The organism is Pseudomonas sp. PB101 (assembly GCF_009764265.1).
Classification (GTDB): domain Bacteria; phylum Pseudomonadota; class Gammaproteobacteria; order Pseudomonadales; family Pseudomonadaceae; genus Aquipseudomonas.
Genome location: NZ_RWIR01000033.1, coordinates 87920 through 105905, shown reverse-complemented (window position 1 = coordinate 105905; position 17986 = coordinate 87920). Strand labels below are relative to the sequence as shown.

13 protein-coding genes are annotated in these 17986 nt (G+C 60.6%); 6 read left to right on the top strand and 7 right to left on the bottom strand.

Features of this window, described 5'->3' with window-relative positions; genetic code table 11:
• The first annotated feature begins 185 nt into the window (after positions 1-185).
• The 4 genes from EI969_RS10705 (at position 186) to EI969_RS10690 (ending at position 2223) form a co-directional block, all read left to right on the top strand.
• Positions 186-539: a hypothetical protein gene (locus tag EI969_RS10705; protein ID WP_160387736.1), complete on the top strand. Its 354-nt coding sequence runs from the start codon at positions 186-188 to the stop codon at positions 537-539.
• Between the two features lie 206 nt (positions 540-745).
• Positions 746-1282, top strand: a complete 537-nt coding sequence (locus tag EI969_RS10700; RefSeq protein ID WP_160387734.1) for a glyoxalase superfamily protein — start codon at positions 746-748, stop codon at positions 1280-1282.
• A 66-nt stretch (positions 1283-1348) separates the two neighbouring features.
• On the top strand, positions 1349-1855 hold the full coding sequence (locus tag EI969_RS10695; RefSeq protein ID WP_160387732.1) for a PaaI family thioesterase: 507 nt from the start codon (positions 1349-1351) through the stop codon (positions 1853-1855).
• Positions 1856-1944: 89 nt separating this feature from the next.
• Positions 1945-2223 (top strand): hypothetical protein, encoded by a 279-nt coding sequence (locus EI969_RS10690; protein ID WP_160387755.1) that lies wholly within the window; start codon positions 1945-1947, stop codon positions 2221-2223.
• Positions 2224-2253: 30 nt separating this feature from the next.
• Here EI969_RS10690 and EI969_RS10685 read toward each other — a convergent pair whose 3' ends face one another.
• A complete protein-coding gene (locus tag EI969_RS10685) occupies positions 2254-3867 on the bottom strand; it encodes a sensor domain-containing diguanylate cyclase (RefSeq protein ID WP_160387729.1) in 1614 nt (537 codons plus the stop codon).
• A gap of 363 nt (positions 3868-4230) precedes the next feature.
• Between EI969_RS10685 and EI969_RS10680 the strand changes: the two genes are divergently transcribed.
• Complete coding sequence (locus tag EI969_RS10680; protein WP_160387727.1) at positions 4231-6162, top strand: hypothetical protein; 1932 nt, start codon at positions 4231-4233, stop codon at positions 6160-6162.
• 318 nt (positions 6163-6480) lie between these two features.
• Here EI969_RS10680 and EI969_RS10675 read toward each other — a convergent pair whose 3' ends face one another.
• The 5 genes from EI969_RS10675 to pvdM all read right to left on the bottom strand — a co-directional run bounded on the left by EI969_RS10675 (position 6481) and on the right by pvdM (position 14415).
• Positions 6481-8898, bottom strand: coding sequence for a TonB-dependent siderophore receptor (locus EI969_RS10675; protein WP_160387726.1), 2418 nt, complete (start codon positions 8896-8898; stop codon positions 6481-6483).
• A 127-nt stretch (positions 8899-9025) separates the two neighbouring features.
• Positions 9026-10675 (bottom strand): cyclic peptide export ABC transporter, encoded by a 1650-nt coding sequence (locus EI969_RS10670; protein WP_160387724.1) that lies wholly within the window; start codon positions 10673-10675, stop codon positions 9026-9028.
• 163 nt (positions 10676-10838) lie between these two features.
• Complete coding sequence (locus tag EI969_RS10665; RefSeq protein ID WP_160387722.1) at positions 10839-11723, bottom strand: formylglycine-generating enzyme family protein; 885 nt, start codon at positions 11721-11723, stop codon at positions 10839-10841.
• A 30-nt stretch (positions 11724-11753) separates the two neighbouring features.
• Complete coding sequence (locus tag EI969_RS10660; protein WP_160387720.1) at positions 11754-13034, bottom strand: aminotransferase class V-fold PLP-dependent enzyme; 1281 nt, start codon at positions 13032-13034, stop codon at positions 11754-11756.
• A gap of 31 nt (positions 13035-13065) precedes the next feature.
• The gene (gene pvdM / locus EI969_RS10655) at positions 13066-14415 is read right to left on the bottom strand and encodes a pyoverdine-tailoring dipeptidase-like protein PvdM (RefSeq protein WP_160387718.1); all 1350 of its coding nucleotides are present in this window, start codon (positions 14413-14415) and stop codon (positions 13066-13068) included.
• A gap of 252 nt (positions 14416-14667) precedes the next feature.
• Here pvdM and EI969_RS10650 point away from each other — a divergent pair, with 252 nt between their 5' ends.
• Positions 14668-16287: a PvdJ/PvdD/PvdP-like protein gene (locus tag EI969_RS10650; protein WP_160387716.1), complete on the top strand. Its 1620-nt coding sequence runs from the start codon at positions 14668-14670 to the stop codon at positions 16285-16287.
• 301 nt (positions 16288-16588) lie between these two features.
• Here the strand turns inward: EI969_RS10650 and EI969_RS10645 are convergent, their stop codons facing one another.
• Entirely contained in the window at positions 16589-17983 is a 1395-nt protein-coding gene (locus tag EI969_RS10645) for an efflux transporter outer membrane subunit (RefSeq protein ID WP_160387696.1), read from the bottom strand.
• Positions 17984-17986 lie beyond the last annotated feature (3 nt).

Here is a 17986-nt window from a genome sequence, read left to right as displayed (position 1 = left end):
CAGTTCACACGCGTTATCGTTAACGACCATCGCTGCGATGCGGCGACCCGACAAGCCAGCTCCTACAAGATCAAGTGACCTCCAAACCAGTGAAAGCCCTAAAAAACCTCATCAGTTGCCTGATATTCCCCATCGCTCCTGTCGCCGTCATTTTTCTCACTTGCGCCCTGTGCAGGGACATCTGGATGGAAAGCTTCTACACGCCTGGAGAGGACGGCGGCGAAGTGGAACCCACGCTGGCGCTCGTTATCATTCCGATCCTGCTGGTAATTGCCGCGCCATTGCTGGCGGGGCTGACAGCGTTGACTCGTTGGGGCACGCGGCGCTTTGAACCCGGTGCCTGGTGGCGATGGCTGATGGCGATTCCACGCGTTGTCCTGGTGGCCATTGCGTTGTTTCTGTTTGTGCTTTCGAGCGGTTTCCTGATGGGCGACACGTTCGGTCCGCTCAGGCATTGGCAGGTGGCTTGCGCATGGGCAGCCAGCGCAGTGACCGTCGGGGCATTTGTGCTTCAGCAACTTTCACGTCTGAGGGAATAGTCCTCAGGGCTCGGACAGGGTTCTGCCGAGCCATCTTCCGCATCCCCTGTCGGCTATGTATCATCGACCCCGGCCCGATGCTGCCCGCCGCTCGCTCCCGTTGGGAAAGGTGAAAGCATCGCCTTTTCATGCGAACCCAATCGCCTCTCTTGACGGTCGAGGTTTGGCAATGCGAGCACCAGAGCATCTCGGCCACAGGAGTAGCCATGTTTTCAATCGAGCAAGCCAAGCAAATGGCCAAACAGTTGCGCGCCTCGCTGGAGGAGCGCAATCAGGCGGTGAGCCATTCCACCGCGCTGGAACTGGTCGCGCAGCAACTGGGCTACAAGGACTGGAACACCGCATCGGCGTTGCTGGCCGAGGCCAACACCCCGCCAGTGCCGAGCATTACCTTCGATAAACCGATCCCCATCCTGCGCAGTTTCGACGAAGCCAAGGCGCGCGAGTTCTACCTGGATTTCCTCGGGTTCAGCGTCGAGTTCGAGCACCGTTTCGAGGCTGACCTGCCGTTGTACCTGGGCATCAGCCGCGACGGGCTGCAACTGCACCTTTCCGAACATCATGGCGATGCCAGCCCGGGAGCGACGGTGTTCGTGCCGATGCACAACATCGAACTGCTCAGGGACGAATTGCAGGGCAAGCGTTACGGCTACGGACGCCCGGATATTGTTCAGCAGGGCTGGGGCAAGGAATTGCAAGTCTACGACCCGTTCGGCAACCGGATTCGCTTCTGCCAATATTGATCAGGCGCAGCGGACCGGGGCGACCCGGTCCGCTTTCAATCACCCGGCATTAAGGATGAACAGGCTATGAGCACGCAGGACATTTCGCTTCAAGACATCGCCGCGCCAGAAGGCGTTTGTTATGGCTGCGGCAGCCAGAACCCGCACGGGCTGCACATCAAGAGCTTCTGGCATGAAGACGGCGTGCATGTCATGGCCGAGCATTTGCCCGATGACAAGTTTTGCGGCTGGCCGGACCTGGTCTACGGCGGTTTGATCGCGATGCTGGTCGATTGTCATTCCAACTGGGCGGCGATGGCTTATCACTACCGCGCGGAACAGCGTGAAGTGGGCAGCTTGCCGCACATTACCTGCGTCACCGGCAACCTCGGCATCAAGTTCATCAAGCCTACGCCGATGGGCGTTCTGCTGACATTGCGGGCGAAGGTCGAAGGTGAGGTCGGGCGCAAGAGCCGGGTCATCTGCGAGGTCTTCGCCGGGGATGTGCTGACCGCTGTCGGCGACTCGGTTTTCGTTCGCGTCGACACCGAGCAACTCCGGACCGCCGCGCACGACAAGAAAGTAGAGCTCTGACCCTGTTCTTTGCCGTTCGTCAGCGCGCCCGCACCTTTGCCGATGCCGGGTCTTCCAAGGTTTTATACCTCACCGGGAAGACCCCAATGATCAACAGAAAAATGCTCGCGCTCATGGCTGCGGGCCTGCTGTCGACGGCTTCGTCTTTTGCACTGGTCACCGAGAACGCGATGGCGGGCTCAGCCGCACCACCGGCTGCCATTCCCGGTATCAACCAGCCTCGGGGCGATGAACCCAAAAACGAGAAGGCCGACAAAAAGGGCGAGGAAGCCTCGGGTTCAAACTCTGGCGCCGAATCCCATGAGATGGAAAAGGACGCCGCGACCTCAAGCGGCTCGATGGACGATGAAAAACAGCCCAAACCCTAGTGGCTTGAGTCGCCAGGATTCGCGCAGGGCCTAGGCCATCACGCGGTTACGCCCGCTCTGTTTGGCCAGGTAGAGGCGCTCATCGGCTCGTTTGAGCACGCTTTCGGGCGTCAGGCTGTCCGCGTCCCGGCAAGCCGCGCCGATGGACATGGTCAGCCAGCCAACCTGCGGCACCTCGGTCTTCTCGATGTGTTCGCGTATCCGTTCGGCGATGGTCCTGGCGGTATCCAGCGGCGTGTCCGGCAGGATCAGCGCAAACTCTTCACCACCGGAGCGGCAGGCGAGGTCGCCGGTCCGCGAGTTCTGCTTGAGGATGTCGGCGACCGTTTTCAGTGCCACGTCACCGGCGTCATGGCCGAAGGTGTCGTTGACCTTTTTGAAGTGATCGATATCCAGCGCCAGCACCGAATACGCTTGCCCGGTTTTTTCCAGCAGTTCGAGAACGCTGCCCATGGCCCTTCGATTGGCCAGGCCGGTCAGGGGATCGCTTTGCGCTTGATGGCTGAGCTGCCCGAGCTTTTGCTGGAGCAACTGCACGCCGGTCAGCATGGCCTGGCGAATGGCCGACGCATCGCGGTACCAGGCATGGATCTGCTGCAGTTGCTGCGTCGTTTGCGGCGCGGCCAACTGGTCGGCGGCGGCCGATAACTGGCGCAGCGGGCGGGCGATCAATGCCGTACCCGCCAGAATCAGCCCGAGCCCCAACAGCCCGGCGGGAATCATGCCCAGCACCATGTCGCGCATGAGTTGGCCCAGCGGGGCGAGGCTGCGGTCCCTGGGTTGTTGCACGACGACCGCCCAGTTGGAATCCGGTACCTGGGCAAATCCGGCGAGCATGGGAACACCTTTGTAGTTCGGGCCTTCCAGGGAGCCATGTTCGCCGCGCAAGGCCGCATCGACCGTCAGGCTCCAGCCCAGGACTTCACCGATGCGCTTCTGGTCCGGGTGATACAGCAGCCGACGATTGCCGTCGGCGACGAAAGCAAAGGTCCCTTCGTGATGAAAATGCCGGCTGATGACCGTATGAAAGGCACTTTGCTTGAGCAGGTAGACAGAGCCGCCGACGACCCCGAGGAATTCCCCCGAAGCGTTGAAAACCGGCTGTGAAATGAACACCACCAGATTGCCCGCCATGGAGGTATAGGCCGCGCTGACCGATGGACGGCGCTCCTTGAGTAGCTGCTGGACACCTTGCGAAGTCAACGTGGCGCCGACAATCTGCGCGGTGTCGGGATAGGCCTGCAGCACTTTGCCGGCTGCATCCATGATGGCAATGGAGTTGAAATCGGAGTCCTGTGCTTGCAGGCGAATGGCTTCCTTGCGCAGCACTTCGGGGTCGTTCCAGTGCTGGCCGAGCGTATTGGCGCTGTAGTTCAGACGACTGTGCGCCGAGTTGAGAAACTCACCGATGCTGGAGGCGACCTTGGCTGCGTAGGCGGCGTTGGCCTCAAGCGTCGTATGGATCAGCGACTGGCGCTGCACCCGGTAGGCGACGTAGAGGCTGTTGCACAGCGTCGCCAGGACCGACAGCAGGACGAAGAAAAGAATCAGCCCTCGCAGGTCGATGGGCAAGGGCCTGGACAGCTTCGCGCGGCTGCCTTGCTCGTTGATGGCGCTGTTGGGTTCATCCGCTGGCGTCGCCATTTTCGGTCCGTGAATGGGAGTGGCGTGAGGGGGGTAAAGACTGCCTTGCAGGATAGGCAGAGCGCGCGGAGTTGTCACATACCCGGCGTAGAAAACAGAATCTGGCCCTTGCGGCAGTCAATGGACTGCCTTTTTTCTCCGGACTCGGAATCAGGACAGGAACCTACCATCCGCACTCAACGAAACCCCGAGTGGTATAGCTGCCAAGTACAGCACCACGCCGGCCATGTTCTGGATAGTTCTGTTTTTTATAGTAATTGGTTCTAAAGAACTGTCATTTATAACAGTTTTAATGAGGCAGGCGTTCATCGATATTAGAGCGCCACGTCGTTAAATGGCAATTCTGATTATCGAGACCAAATCATGACTGACACTATATCCGGAACAACCCAACCAAACCCTTTGCTGATCTGTCATGGGGCCGAAGGCGAACTTTCTCATACTTGCACTCTAATGCCTTTTGCAGATAATCCGTGGGCCAATCAGAAATTTAGTTTTCGCGACATCCTTTTTGAGGGCGGCGGTACACAGCCGTTTCCGATTACAGTTGCGCCTGGATTTGGTGAACTTCAGGAAATGCCAATTATTGAAGGGGCAAAGTTCAGAATTCATTGCCCAAAGGAAGGCACGGATCATAACTTTAGATTACGCTTGCAAAGTGAATTTACTGCCCCGCTTTACGAAATATCCATGACGGTAGGACACTATCGACGCAAAATTCTGGTCGAACTCGCCCCGCCCGGTGTTGTGACGAAGGGCGATGAAATAACGGCCGAAATTGCCGTTGAGTCGTTCTACATTCCGGGAAAATTGTTGGAAAGCATTGAAGTGGAGTGGTGGGTTGGGGGGGAGAGGGTGGCTACCGAACCGACATCGGATTCTGGCAAAAGCAAGTTTACCCATATTGTCGACACGGTGGGTGAACTGACCATTGCAGCAAAAGTCCACAATCCGTTTGATGACAAAGTGATTGCTCAGGAATTTAAATTAAGCGTTATTTCCGAAAGTCCCTGGGAAGGCGCTCGATGGTTCATTAACGGAAACGAGTCGTATGAGTTCGTGCCTGCCCGATTGCCGCTGGGGCAGACAAACAAGGTGAAATTGATAGCGCCACAATTAAAGGGAGGGCAGATCCGCCTCAACGGCGAGGAAGCAGCAGCGTTAAAAATCCAGGCGAACCCCGATTTCAATGCGCTGGTGACGCTTGATGCTGATGGTGCGGCCGAATGGGAATTTACGCAGGCTGATCCCGTTCGCGGCCATCTCACCTTGAGTGCAGAGTATCCAGGCGTGGGCCTGTTGCTAGAGCTTCGTTGCTGGGTGATGTCGGACAAACTGGCCGAAGAGGCGGATGTTGAAGTTGACGGTGTACCGGTTACCTCTGATTTCATCTGGTTTTTTCGCGACCAACCTCGAATCATCACGCTGGTACCCAAACGTGGCAGTCCGATTGGCGACTATCCAGTCGGGCTGACTCGACAACCGGGTGGTGACGTTGAACCAGACAATGTGGTGACGGAACCTGCTGGTACAGTATTAACCCACCGCTGGACCGTAACCGGATTTAACCAAAGCGGTACTTTTGGCTTGAATCTAGGTTTCTGGGCGGCGAGTTCAATTCAGCTTACGTTCTGCAAGCTGTTGTCGACGGACCTGGCCGACGAGGCTGATGCCTTGATTGATGGTGAAGTCTTTCCCGAGGGTTTTATTTTCAAAGCAGGTGAAAAAAAATCGCTTTCGCTGAGAGTCAAGAACAACAGTCCATTGGCGACTGTTCCGTTGAAGCTGAGTTATCTGGTTGTTGAAGGCGACGACGTCCAACTTGTCAGTGAACCTGATTTTGGTGTGGCGCAAACCGATTTCCAGTGGGACGTCATGGGAGCAACCGGGAATGGTATGTTTAAACTGGGAGTTGAAGCTGACGGTATGAATTCAGTGCTGTATATGCCGGTTTGCAGGATAATGTCGGATTTTGAAGAGGAACGGGTGATCATGTTGTTCGATGGTAAGCCTGTTCGTCATGGTGGGTGGGTAGTAGCACCCCATGGCATTGCGCACACTGTTATAGTTAAACATAACATACTGAGGCCTGAGAGAGTGTGGATCGAAACCTCTGATGTAACGGCAATTCCAGGCGACAAGGTCCTTCAGGAGGTCGATCCAGTGGAAGGTGCAACTTGGCAAGTTACGGGTCGGTATAGTCATTGGACAGCTTCGGTGTTCTTCTATCATGAGGCTTCGGACTCGAAACGCGAGATGGTGGGTTTTTTTCAAATGGTTCATCGGCCTGACTGAAGGTTGAGAGTAATCTGCTGCAAAGCCTGATGAGAGCAACTGCGGTCACTGGGTAGACCATGGCAGATTTCCTGTAAATGTTAAAAGTTGACGCTACATTGATATTGTATTTTCAAGAAAATCAGAGCTTTTATCACGCCTTGTTCCAGCCATAAGGCGGGTTAGATGTGCCGATTGTTTCTTAATGGTTAAAGGGCTGTTTATTTATCCATCGGAAATCACCGAAGTATCCGATCATAAATAAAAATGCCAGTCAGCTTGACTGACTGGCATTAGCCCTTGCGGCCCGGATTGTTATTGCGGATCAAGCAACGGTTATCAGTACTGCGCGCGCAGGCTCAGGGTCACGGTGCGCGGGTCGCCGTAGAAGTTGGTGCCCCAGGAGGCATCGACACGATCGTAGTACTTGCGGTCGAACAGGTTGTTGGCGGTCAGTGTCGACGACAGGTTTTCGTTGAACTTGTAGCCGACCTGCGCCGTGGTGATTGCATAGCCGCCTTGCTGGAACTTCACGTCACGCTGGTAGTAGGTGTCGCTGACCGCACGCACGCCGCCGCCGACGCTGAAGTCCTTGAGTGGACCGTCGGTGAACTCGTACTTGGTCCACAGGTTGAAGTTGTGCTTGGGCGTGATGGTGCTGAAGGTCTTGCCCTGGTTGGCCTCATCGGCGTCCAGGAACTTGGTGGAGGTGTAGGCGTAGCCGGTGACGATGCTCCAGTTGTCTGTCAGGTTGCCGCTCAGCTCGGTTTCCCAACCTTCGCTGCGCGCCTTGCCTTCGGTCATGTAGGCACCGGAGTTGTTGTCGTATTCGGCGCGGTTTTCATCGTAGATGCGGAAGGCGGCGATGCTGGCGTTCAGGCGACCGTCGAAGAACTCGCGCTTGAGGCCGACTTCGTACTGCTTGCCTTTGCGTGGGCCGACCGGCTCGCCGTCCGTGCCGATTTCGCTCTGCGGTTTGAACACGCCGGTGTAGCTGAAGTAGGTCGACAGTTCCGGGGTGATCTTGCCAATGATGGCGCCGTACGGCACGACTTTGCGGTTGATGCTGGTGTGGGCTTCGCCGAAGTTGTTGAAGAAGGCGTTGGCGTTCTTCGCGTCGCTTTCGTACCAGGTCACACGGCTGCCGCCGATGACGTCGAGCCAGTCGGTGACATTGAGCTTGGCACGGGTGTAGACACCGTACTGGTCGGACTTGGACCAGTTGCCGTTGACGTGCTCGTAGTCGTTGCGGGGAATGTCGATGCTGCCCGGATTGAACACGTTGATCGGAAAGTACTCGCCACCGCCGTAGGTGAACTCCTTGTCCAGGTGCTGGTACTCGGCGCCCACGGTGAATTCGTGGCGGCGATCGGCGAACTCGAACGGCGTGGTGACGAAGCTGTCGACACCGACGGTCTTGATGTGGGTGTAGTAGTCGTAGGCCACGGCCCAGCTGTCACCGGTGGCCGGGTCGACAGCGCCATCGGCCCAGGTGAAGTTACGCTGCGGGGTTTCGGCGTCGCGGTAGGTCACGGTGGTCTTGAACTGACCGCCGTTGTCCAGCTCGTGATCGAGTTCGGCAAAGCTCTCCCAGACTTTTTCGTTCAGGGTGTTCCACTTGGCGTCGACGAAGGTCGAGCGCGGAACGTCCAGCAACGAGCCGTCGGCATAGGCCGGCAAGCCGAACGCCGGGGTGGAGTCGTTCTTCTGGTAGGCACCGCCGACCGACAATGTGGTGGCCGGGTCGAGGTCGAATTCCAGGCGACCGTAGACCATCGGGCGTTCGTTTTGCGCGTAGTCGACAAACGACTTGTTGTTCTCGTAGGCGGTGATGAAGCGACCGCGTACGGTGCCCTGGTCGTTCAGCGGGCCGGTAACGTCCACCGATGAACGGTAGTGATCGTAGGAGCCGGCGGCCAGTTCGCCACCGAGGGCGAATTTGCTCAGGGCGCGCTTGCGCACCACATTGATCGTACCGCCGGGTTCGCCCGCGCCCTGGTACAGGCCCGACGGGCCGCGCAGCACTTCGATGCGGTCGTACATCGCCAGGTCGAAACTGGTGGCCATGTCGCCCTGGCCGGTGGGTTGCGAGACGCCGTCGACCTGCACCTGGTCGACGAGGAAGCCACGCATGTAGACGTCGTTGAGGCTGGAGCCGGAGTTGTAGGTCTTGATGGTCACGCCGGTGACTTGACGCATGGCGTCCTGCAGGCTGTTCATGTTCTGGTCGTCCATGCGCTGGCGCGTGACGACGGACACCGACTGCGGAATGTCCTTGAGCTTGATGTTGCCCTTGCCGATGGACACTTCATCGCTGGTGTAGGAGTGCGTGCCTTCGGTGGTCGGCCCCAGCGCGACGCCGGTGATGGACGTCGCGCCGAGTTGCAATGCACTGGAATCACCGGCCGACGGCACCAGCGACACGGTGTTGCCATTCAACTGAAAATTGATGCCGCTCCCCAGCAGCAAGGTTTTCAGTGCCTGTTCCGGTTCCATGTTGCCGGACACCGCCGTGGACTTGATGCCGTTGACCATGTCCTGGCTGTAGAGAATCTGCAGGTTGGTCTGCTGGCCCAGTTGGCGCAATGCACTGGCCAAGGACTGAGACGGCACATTGACGTTGACCGGAGCTGCCTCGACCTGGGAAGTACCCAGCAGCAACAGGGTCAGCAGCGCGCCCGGCACGACCGTGCGGAATTTCTTTTGCCGTTCGATGGCGAGTGCCAAAGGTGCGCGGGACAGAGTAAGGCTTTGCATTGCTCGAATCGCTCCAGAAGGGTGTGTGCAGTTTTTTAGTTAATGATAATTATTATTAGACGGACCACTTTGCCTAAACCGGAAAACAAACTTCAAAAAAACAATGATCTGCGTGCGGCAACGAGCGTCAGGCGGTCGCACGCTCGGTGACGACCCGGCCCGATTCCATGCGCACCAGTTGATCGGCCATGTCGAAATAGCGGTCGTCGTGGGAGATCACGATGATGGTTTTGCCCAGGCGTTTGAGGTCCGGCAGCAGCTCGGTGTAGAAGATGCGGCGGAAGGTCGGGTCCTGGTCGGCGGCCCATTCGTCGAACACCAGTACCGGGCGTTCTTCCAGCCAGGCATTGACCAGCGCCAGGCGCTTGCGCTGGCCGGTGGACAGGTCGGTGGTGGTGAAGCTGCCGTCGCGGACGCTGACCTTGTGCGCGATCTCCAGGCGTTGCAGATATTTGTTGGCGTCTTCGGGGATGTGCTGGTCGCCCTGCACCACGTCATCGAACAGGTAGTAATCGGCAAAGATCGTGGTGAACAACTGGCGGTAGTCGTCGCGATTCTGCGCATCGATGCCTTGGCCGTTGAGCAGGATTTCCCCCTGTTGCGGCGCGTAGAGGCCCAGCAGCAACTTGATCAGGGTGGTCTTGCCGCAGCCGTTTTCGCCGACGATGAAAATGATGTCGCCTTGCTCGATGGTCAGGTTCACCGGGCCCAGGCGAAACGGGTCGCTGCCGGGTGCGGCGGGGAAGGCGTAGCTGACGTTGTTCAGCTGCAGGCTGTCGACCACGACCGGTTGGGTGCCTTTGTCGTTGAGCAGCAGGTGCGGTTCCGGCGAGGAAAACCGGCTCGACAGTTCGGCGATGCGGCGGAAGGCGATGCGCGCGCGGCTGACGATCGGCAAGGTGCTGACCAGGTGCTCGATCGGGCCTTTCATGTACAGCAACACCAGCACGAAGCCGCTCATCACCGCCTTGTCGGCGCTGGGCCAGAACGATTGCAGGGCCAGCGCCAGGCCGATGACCACGAAGAACAGCATCGAGCCCAGGGTCTTGGCGATCACGAAGGTGTTGATCGAACGCACCTGGGTGTCGCAGATGAAATCGGCGGTGCCCTGGATGCCCTTGACGAACATGCGCTGGCGGCGCGGGCGGTGGATGCGCAACTCCTTGGCGCCGCCGGCAATGGCGTTGTAGTGCTTTTGCAGCTCGTCTTCGGCGTCGCGGGCGGCCATGAAACCCTGGATGCCCTTGCCCTGCGCGTAGAACTGGATGCCGGTGCCGATGGCAATCGCCAGCACCATCATCAGGAACATCGGCCACGACAACATCGCCAGGTAACCCATGCAGCCGAGGGTCACGGTCAGGGAAATGGCGAGCGGCGCGAAGGCGAAGGCAAAGTCGCTGATGGTGTCGACGTCGTGGGTCAGCACCGGGATCAGCCGGTGGCTGCGGTAGCGCTCGATCTGCTCGATGGGCGCGGAAAGGACTTTCTCCCCAAGCGTTTTGCGCAGCTTGGCAATGATGTGCTGGCCGACGTAGTTGGTGCCGATGTCCGAGCAGATCGAACTGCCCAGGGCCAGCACGCACAGGCCGGCGAACAGCGCGACCACGCCCTGGGTCAGGCCGTCCGGCGAGTGCAGCGCGTTGTTGATGGTGGCCAGCAACACCGTCACGCTCAGGCCACCGACCATGCCCATGAGGATCGACAGACTGACGACGAGCCGGAACGGTTTCAGGAGGCTGAACAATTCATGAATTGCACCGCGCGTTGGCTGGGTCATGAGCAGAGGGTTCCTTGGGTCTTGAGGCAGATACCCAGTAGAACGTCTGGTGGAGGGCTTAATTTAAAAGGTGGGAGACGGGTGGCGGGGACTCGGTTCGCTGACAGGGTACAAAACAGTGTGGGAGCGAGCCTGCTCGCTCCCACAAGGGTTGCGCAGGGGCTCAGAGATTGGGGGTCAGGTCGCGTACGACACGGAAACCGATCCAGTCGCCACGGGTTTGCGGGTCGATGTCATTGCGGTTGCCCGAGCGGGAAAACACCGGCGCTTCGCCCCAGTCGTTGCCACGGATACGCAAGGTGTCGCAGTTCGGTTCGGTCCAGGCGCTGCCGTCAGTGGGCGCGCCGACGTAGTCCGGGTGGTAGCAGTCGGCGATCCACTCATAGACGTTGCCGTGCATGTCGTACATACCGAAGGCATTCGCCGGATAGCTGCCCACGGGGGAGGAATAGCTGTAGCCGTCGGTCGGGCCGTAGGTGTTGGCGTGGGTGGCGATGCTGTACTCGGTGCCGGGGTCGAACGGGAAGGGGAAGGCGCCCGTCGATCCGCCACGGGCGGCGTATTCGCGCTGGGCTTCGCTGACGATGTGGTAGTGCTGGCCGGTTTTCATCGACAGCCAGGCGACGTAGGCGCTGACCTCGGCGAAGTTCATGCACACCGCCGGCTGGCGCGGGCCCTGGGGGTAACTCGGCTTGCCATTGGTGCAGGCGCGGCCGGGGCGGGTGTCGCCATCGGGCAGGGTGATGCCGGTTTCCTTCATGTATTGGTTCCATTCGCCGGCGGTGATCTGGTAACGGCTCATGGCGAATGGTTTGTCGAACGTCACCTCATGCATCGGGCCTTCATCGGGCTCGCGGCCGATTTCGTCGTCCGGGGTGCCCATGATGAAGGTGCCGGCGGGCAGCACCACCATTTCCGGGCAGTTGCGGCAATCCTTGAAGACTTTGCCCGGCAGTGGTGCCGTGTAGGCCTGGGCGAGGCCGGGCACGGCGCTGCCGAGCACCCCCAGCAACATCAGGGCACCGAGGTTTTTCAGGGTGTTTTTCATAAAAAATTCTCGTCCATTTAAATCGGTGGGTCAGAGCTTGCTCGCCATCAGCTCCATCAACTTGTCGATGTGCGCCTCGGTATTGAGCAGCCCCGGCGACACACGAATGATCGGCCCGACATCCCGGTCCACGGCATCGCAGACCACGCGCTGATCCATCAGGTAGTTGGCGACTTCTTCGCAGTCCCGGTCCTTGATGCGGAAGAAGGTGAACCCGGCGGAATATTCCGGTGACGGCGGCGTGACCAGCTCCACCGACGGATGCTGCTGCAAGCGTTTTTTCAGGTAGCTGTTGATTTCATGGATGCGTGCCGCGACCTCGGCCTTGCCCAGGTCCAGGTGCAGCTTGAAGGCTTCGGTCAATGCCCAGCGGTGTTCGAATGAGTGGTAGCCGCCGTAGGTCATCACCGTGGAGAATTGCGTGGCTTCGGAGAAGGTCGGGATGGTCGGGGTCACGTCCTTGAGCTCGTCGGAGCGGGCGCAGATGATCCCGGTGCCCCGTGGACCGAACATCCATTTGTGGGTGCCGGCGATGAAGAAGTCGCAGTGCATGTCCGGGAAGTCGACGTTCTCCACGCCGAAGCCGTGCACGCCATCGATCACGTAGAGGATGCGGTCCTTGTCCTCGCGGCCACGGTTTTCCTTTTCCACCAGTTTGCCGATCTCGCCGATGGGCAGCTTCACGCCGCTGCCGGAATGCACCCAGGTCATGCCCAGCACGCGGGTCTCGGGGCGAATGTTGCGCTCGATCGCGGCCAGCACTTCGGCGGTCGAGACCTTGTACGGGTCTTCGAACAATTTGATCTTGCGCACCTGGGTGCCGTCTTTCTGGGTGCGGTATTCGAACACGCTGTTGGCGGCGTAGTGCTCGTGTTCGCTGGTGAGGATTTCCTGGTCCGGGCGTACGTGGATGCCGGCGTAGATCATCGCCAGGCCTTCGGTGGTGCTGCCGGTCAGGGCGATCTGCGACGGCTTGGCTTTCAAGTAACGGCCGGCCCACACGCGCACCTCTTCTTCGCGCCGCTCGGTTTCTCCGCGATGCCAGTCCATGGCCAGGCCCGGGTTGCGATCGAGATTCTCGCGGTGCATCTCGATGGCCTCACGCACCGGGCGCGGGTGCGAGGTCACCAGGAAGTTGGCGAAGTGCAGGTAGTTCGGGTCCTGGGTGAACAGTTGGCGCAACTGGTCCCATTTGTCCTTGGGCAGTGGCGCCGGGCTTGCGGCCAGTGCCGGCAGGTTCACGGTGGAGGCCAGGGGAATGCCGGCCGCCAGAATGCCGGCCTGCTTGAGGAATGAACGACGGTTGGTCATGGGTTCGGTTCGCTTTGGCAAAAGGACAAAATCAGTTCTGGACCACAGGCCGGGAGGACTTCTGCACCTGGTCCCAGACCCGCAGGAAATTGCCGCCCCAGAGCTTGGCGATGTCGGCCTCGCTGTAGCCGCGGCTGATCAGTTCGGCGGTCACGTTGCGGGCTTCGCTGACGTCTTTCCAGCCGTCGAGGCCGCCGCCGTCGTTGAAGTCGGAGCTGATGCCGACGTGGTCGATGCCGATTTTCTTCACGGCGTAATCGATGGCGTCGCCGTAGTCCTTGAGGGAGGCCTTGGGTTCTTCGTCGAGGATCGAGTAGAGCTGGCTGGCGTATTCGCCGAAACGCTGCTCCGGCCAGACGGTGATCACCGGATCGCCCGGCATCAGGGCCATCTCCAAGCCTTGCAGCGGTTGCAGGTCGAAGCGCGCGCGCAGGGCGTTGAGCTTGTCCCGGGTGGCCTGGCTCAGCGGGCGGATGTAGGTCGGGAAACCGACAATCTGCACCACACCGCCGCTGTTCTTGATCAACTGCATTTCCGCGTCGCTGAGGTTGCGCGGGATGTCCACCAGCGCTCGCGGTGCCGAGTGCGAGGCGACCATCGGCGTGCGGCTCAGGTGCGCGACCTGCTCCAGGGCCTTGGTGGACATCTGCGACACATCGACGATCACGCCCAGGTCGTTGAGGCGCTGCACCGCTTGCTTGCCGATGTCCGACAGCCCGCCGAGGGCATCGCGCGAGTCGTTGAAGAACGGCAGCGGCCGCGACGAATCGGCCCAGGCGTTGTTGCCTACATAGCTGAAGCCGAACATGCGCATGCCGCGCGCGGCCCACTTGTCCAGGGCGTTGAGGTCGTTGCCCAGCGGGTAGGCGTTGAGCATGCTGATGAAGATCGCGAACTTGCCTTCGCCGTGCAGTCGACGGAAGTCGTCGGGGGTGTAGGCGATGGCTGTCTGGTTGGGGAAGTCACGCACCATCGCGCTGATGATCTTGTAGCGGGTTTCCTGCTCATGGCGGGCCTCGTCGATGAAGCCTGCGGTGGGACGATGGGGGGCGTTGGGGCCGTTCCAGATTTCCGGCCAGCCGAAAATTGTCAGGGCCGCACCGGACAGGCGCCCGCGTCCGGTCTTGACCAGGTCGAACTGGCCTTCGCCATCCTTGTCGACTTCGTTGCCGGCGGTGCCGAAGTCCATCGGCACGGTGATGTGGCTGTCGAACGAGAGGATGCGTTCCTGCAACTGGTCGGCCTGTTTCATCACCTTGACCGGGTAGCCGGGGTTGTCCCGAAACCAGTAGTCCCAGGCCGCGTAGCCTGCACCCGCGCTGATCGCCAGGGCCAGCGGCAGGCCGATGGAAAGAGCCTTTTTCGAACGTGGTTTTGTCATTGCCGTCTCAGTCAGGTTCGCCGTCGAGGGTCAGGCGCGGGGGCCTTTGCTATCTGGGGGGAACGAGTGGCTGGCCGGAAAATTTAGCGAAGCTGATGGCCCCATCGCGGGCAAGCCCGCTCCCACACTGGATCTGTGTCGCACTGAAGATCCCTGTGGGAGCTGGCTTGCCAGCGATGCTTTTAAATTTGTCCGGGTAACAAACGTTCTAGCTTGGATAAAGCCTGCTCCATGGCTGACACAGGTAGGGCAATGACGATTTCTCGACGATGGTTCCTCGCGGGTCTGGCGCTGACCGGTGCCGCCGTGCCTGCGGTGTATTACAGGCATCGCGAACTGACCAGGCCGGACCCGACGATCACCCCGGGCGAAGCCTCGTTCGACGTGGCGGATGTCGCCGGTCAGCGCCTGGCCGATTCCTTGCGCGGGGTCTGGCAGATTCGTTTCGAAGGTCGTGACGCCGGGATCGAAGGCTTGCCGCTGGAGGGCCTGGAAGTGTTCATTGATATCGGCCACAAGGGGCGAGGTGTCAGCGGTTATCTCGATACCACCGAGCGTTTGCGTTCCAGCGAAGAGCCTCGCTACCGAGTGTTGGGCGATCTGTCCGGGGCCGACCCGAAGCAGCTCGCCTGGCGATTGCTGGGTGCCAGCGGCTGCTGCGAATACGAATTCGACATGAGCCTGGACGAGGTCTGGGCCGGTTTCGGCAACGCCGGCAGCGGCAGTCTCAGCGGGCGCGTGCTGGACCTCAAGCGCCCGTTGATGCTGACGGCCCAGGACAATCGCTTCATTGCCGTCAAACGGGTATTCCCGGAAGCGCGCGAGCGCACGGGCCTCAATCCGACACTGCTGGCGTGGCTGGTATCGCCGGAGCACCGATTGTTCCACCAGCTCTGGCATGCCTCCCGGGACAAGTGGCACAAACTGTCCGAAGACCAGCGCGGTGCCTTGCGCGGGCTCGGCTGGCAGCCCGGCCCTCGGGATCAGGAACGCGATGCCCGTGGCGCGCGCAAGGATCGCAACGGTTCTGGCGTGGACTTTTTCTTCATGCACCGGCACATGCTCGGCACTGCGCGGTCGATGCAGGACCTGCCTTCCTGGACGCACTTTCCGTTGCCGCAGCCGGAGCTGATGCGCGATCGGCCCGGCTTCGCGCGTTACTACGACAACCACGACGGCACGGCGTTGCCGCCGACCTGGCTGGCCGAGGACGATGACGAGTACACGCAATGGGTCAGCGACATCAAGACCGGCGAGACGTACTCCAGCAATTTCCAGGTCTGGGAGTCGCGCTACCGTGATCCGCGTTACCTGTCGACGCTGACCCTCGGCCAGTTCGGCTCGGAGGTCGAACTGGGCCTGCACGACTGGCTGCACATGCGCTGGGCTTCGGTGCCGCGTGACCCGTCCAACGGTCAGCCGGTGCCGTTCGCCCGTGATCCGGCGGACTTTTCCGCACGCTGGTTCGCGGCGGAAAACGACTTCCTCGGCGACCCGTTCTCCTCCCATGTGAACCCGGTGTTCTGGCATTTCCACGGCTGGATCGACGATCGCCTGGAGGACTGGTTCCGCGCCCACGAGCGCTTCCATCCGGGGCAGGTCAGTCGGCTGCAGGTCAACGGCGTGCCATGGTTTGCGCCGGGGCGCTGGGTGGAAATCGATGACCCGTGGCTCGGCCCGAGCACTCACGGGTGCAGCACCACGCCCGGGTTGCAGGCGGGCAAGTCAGTGGAAATGGACTCGGAAACCATGAAGCTGGCGCTGCGTATCACCTTTGGCGAGGACGAGACGAAACTGGCCGGCTTGTTCCGCAAGGTGCCGCAACGGCCGTGGTATGCGCGACATCTGAAGGCTAAACAGAACCAGGCTTGATACCGCGTTATCGTTCAATCGCTGCCAAGCAATGTTGATGTTGGATGTGCCGGCCTCTTCGCTGGCAAGCCAGCTCCCACAGGGTTTTGTGTTTGCCGCATGATCCGGGCACGACGCATAACCTGTGGGAGCGGGCTTGCCCGCGATGGCGTCCTGTCAGGCAATGTTGATGTTGGATGTGCCGGCCTCTTCGCTGGCAAGCCAGCTCCCACAGGGTTTTGCGTTTGCCGCATGATCCGGGCACGACGCATAACCTGTGGGAGCGGGCTTGCCCGCGATGGCGTCCTTTCGCACACCACAATTAAAGAACCTGCCACCCACCCCCTAGCGCCTTGTACAACGCAATACTCGCCTGCATCCGCGACAGGCGCAGTTGCACGTTCAGATCCTGCGCGGCATACAGCGTGCGCTGGGTTTCCAGTACCGTCAGCAAATCCTCGGCCCCGGCCTGATAGCGGCTTTGTGCAATGTTGAAGGCAGTCTGCGCCTGGCTCAGCTCTTCACTTTGCCACCCGCGCTGTTCATCCAGCCCGCGAATGCTGTTGAGGGCTTTTTCGACGTCGGCGAAACCGTTGATGATCGTGCCGCGATAGGTCTCCAACAGCTCTTCCTGACGCGCCGTGGCCTTGTCGCGCTGGGCGCCGAGGCGGCCGTTGTTGAACACTGGCGCAAGCAGCCCGGCGGTGAGGTTGTAGAAGGGGCTGCGCAGAATGTCGTTGGCCCGGTCGGCGCCGGAGCCGATTTCGGCGGTGAGGGTCACGGTCGGCAGCATTGCGGCGCGGGCGACGGTGACGTCGGCCTGGGCGGCGGCCAGTTGCGCTTCGGCGCGGGCAATGTCCGGGCGGCGGCTGAGCAACTGGCTGGGCACCCCGGCATCGATGGCGGGCCAGGTCAGTTGGTCGAAGTGTTCCTGCCCCAACGACAGCGCCTGAACCGGCCGGCCGAGCAGGGTGGCAAGGCTGATTCGCGCATCCTCGGCCTGTTGCCGCACCAGCGGCAGCTGGCGTTGCTGCGCCGCCACCAGGCTTTTTTGCTGCGCCAGCTCCAGGGCCGTGGCCGAACCGGAATCAAAGCGGGTCTGCACCAGTTTCAACACGCTTTGCGCATTGGCCAGGTTCAATTCGGCGATGCGGCTCTGCTCCTGCAACGACAAGGCCTGCGCATAGCCGCTGGCCACGCCGCTGAGCAACGTCAGCTCCACGGTGGCCTGGTCGAACTCACTGGCTCGCAGACTCAATTGCGCACTGTCGCGGCCGGCCCGCTGGCCACCCCAGAAATCGATTTCGTAGCTGGCGACCAGGTTCGCCGTGAAGTAGTCGACGGCGTCATTGTTGCTGTCGGCATCGAGCTGACTGTAGCCGCTGCCCCGAATCAGCTTCTGGCGGTTGGCGTTGAGCCCGGCCTTGACCTCCGGCAGTTGCGAGCCGCCGGCAATCACCGTGTCGGCCTGGGCCTGGCGCACCCTGGCGATGGCCGCGGCCAAATCGTAACTGCCGAGCCGCGCCTGTTCGATCAGGCGCCCCAGCTGCGGGCTGCCGAAGCGGTTCCACCATTGCTGGTTGTCATGGATCGCGCCGACGGTGTGCGGCGAGTGCCAGGCGGCCGGCGGCCGGATACCGCTGTCGGGGCGCTGCACCGGGGTGCTGCAGGCGCCGAGCAACAGGCACAGGGTGAGCAAACTGAGTGACGGCTTCATAAA

Excerpts from the sequence above, each read along its gene's own strand:
- EI969_RS10705 (WP_160387736.1), top strand. The coding sequence starts at position 186 with ATGGAAAGCTTCTACACGCCTGGAGAGGACGGCGGCGAAGTGGAACCC.
- EI969_RS10700 (WP_160387734.1), top strand. The coding sequence starts at position 746 with ATGTTTTCAATCGAGCAAGCCAAGCAAATGGCCAAACAGTTGCGCGCC.
- EI969_RS10695 (WP_160387732.1), top strand. The coding sequence starts at position 1,349 with ATGAGCACGCAGGACATTTCGCTTCAAGACATCGCCGCGCCAGAAGGC.
- EI969_RS10685 (WP_160387729.1), bottom strand. The coding sequence starts at position 3,867 with ATGGCGACGCCAGCGGATGAACCCAACAGCGCCATCAACGAGCAAGGC.
- EI969_RS10680 (WP_160387727.1), top strand. The coding sequence starts at position 4,231 with ATGACTGACACTATATCCGGAACAACCCAACCAAACCCTTTGCTGATC.
- EI969_RS10675 (WP_160387726.1), bottom strand. The coding sequence starts at position 8,898 with ATGCAAAGCCTTACTCTGTCCCGCGCACCTTTGGCACTCGCCATCGAA.
- EI969_RS10670 (WP_160387724.1), bottom strand. The coding sequence starts at position 10,675 with ATGACCCAGCCAACGCGCGGTGCAATTCATGAATTGTTCAGCCTCCTG.
- EI969_RS10665 (WP_160387722.1), bottom strand. The coding sequence starts at position 11,723 with ATGAAAAACACCCTGAAAAACCTCGGTGCCCTGATGTTGCTGGGGGTG.
- EI969_RS10660 (WP_160387720.1), bottom strand. The coding sequence starts at position 13,034 with ATGACCAACCGTCGTTCATTCCTCAAGCAGGCCGGCATTCTGGCGGCC.
- pvdM (WP_160387718.1), bottom strand. The coding sequence starts at position 14,415 with ATGACAAAACCACGTTCGAAAAAGGCTCTTTCCATCGGCCTGCCGCTG.
- EI969_RS10650 (WP_160387716.1), top strand. The coding sequence starts at position 14,668 with ATGACGATTTCTCGACGATGGTTCCTCGCGGGTCTGGCGCTGACCGGT.
- EI969_RS10645 (WP_160387696.1), bottom strand. The coding sequence starts at position 17,983 with ATGAAGCCGTCACTCAGTTTGCTCACCCTGTGCCTGTTGCTCGGCGCC.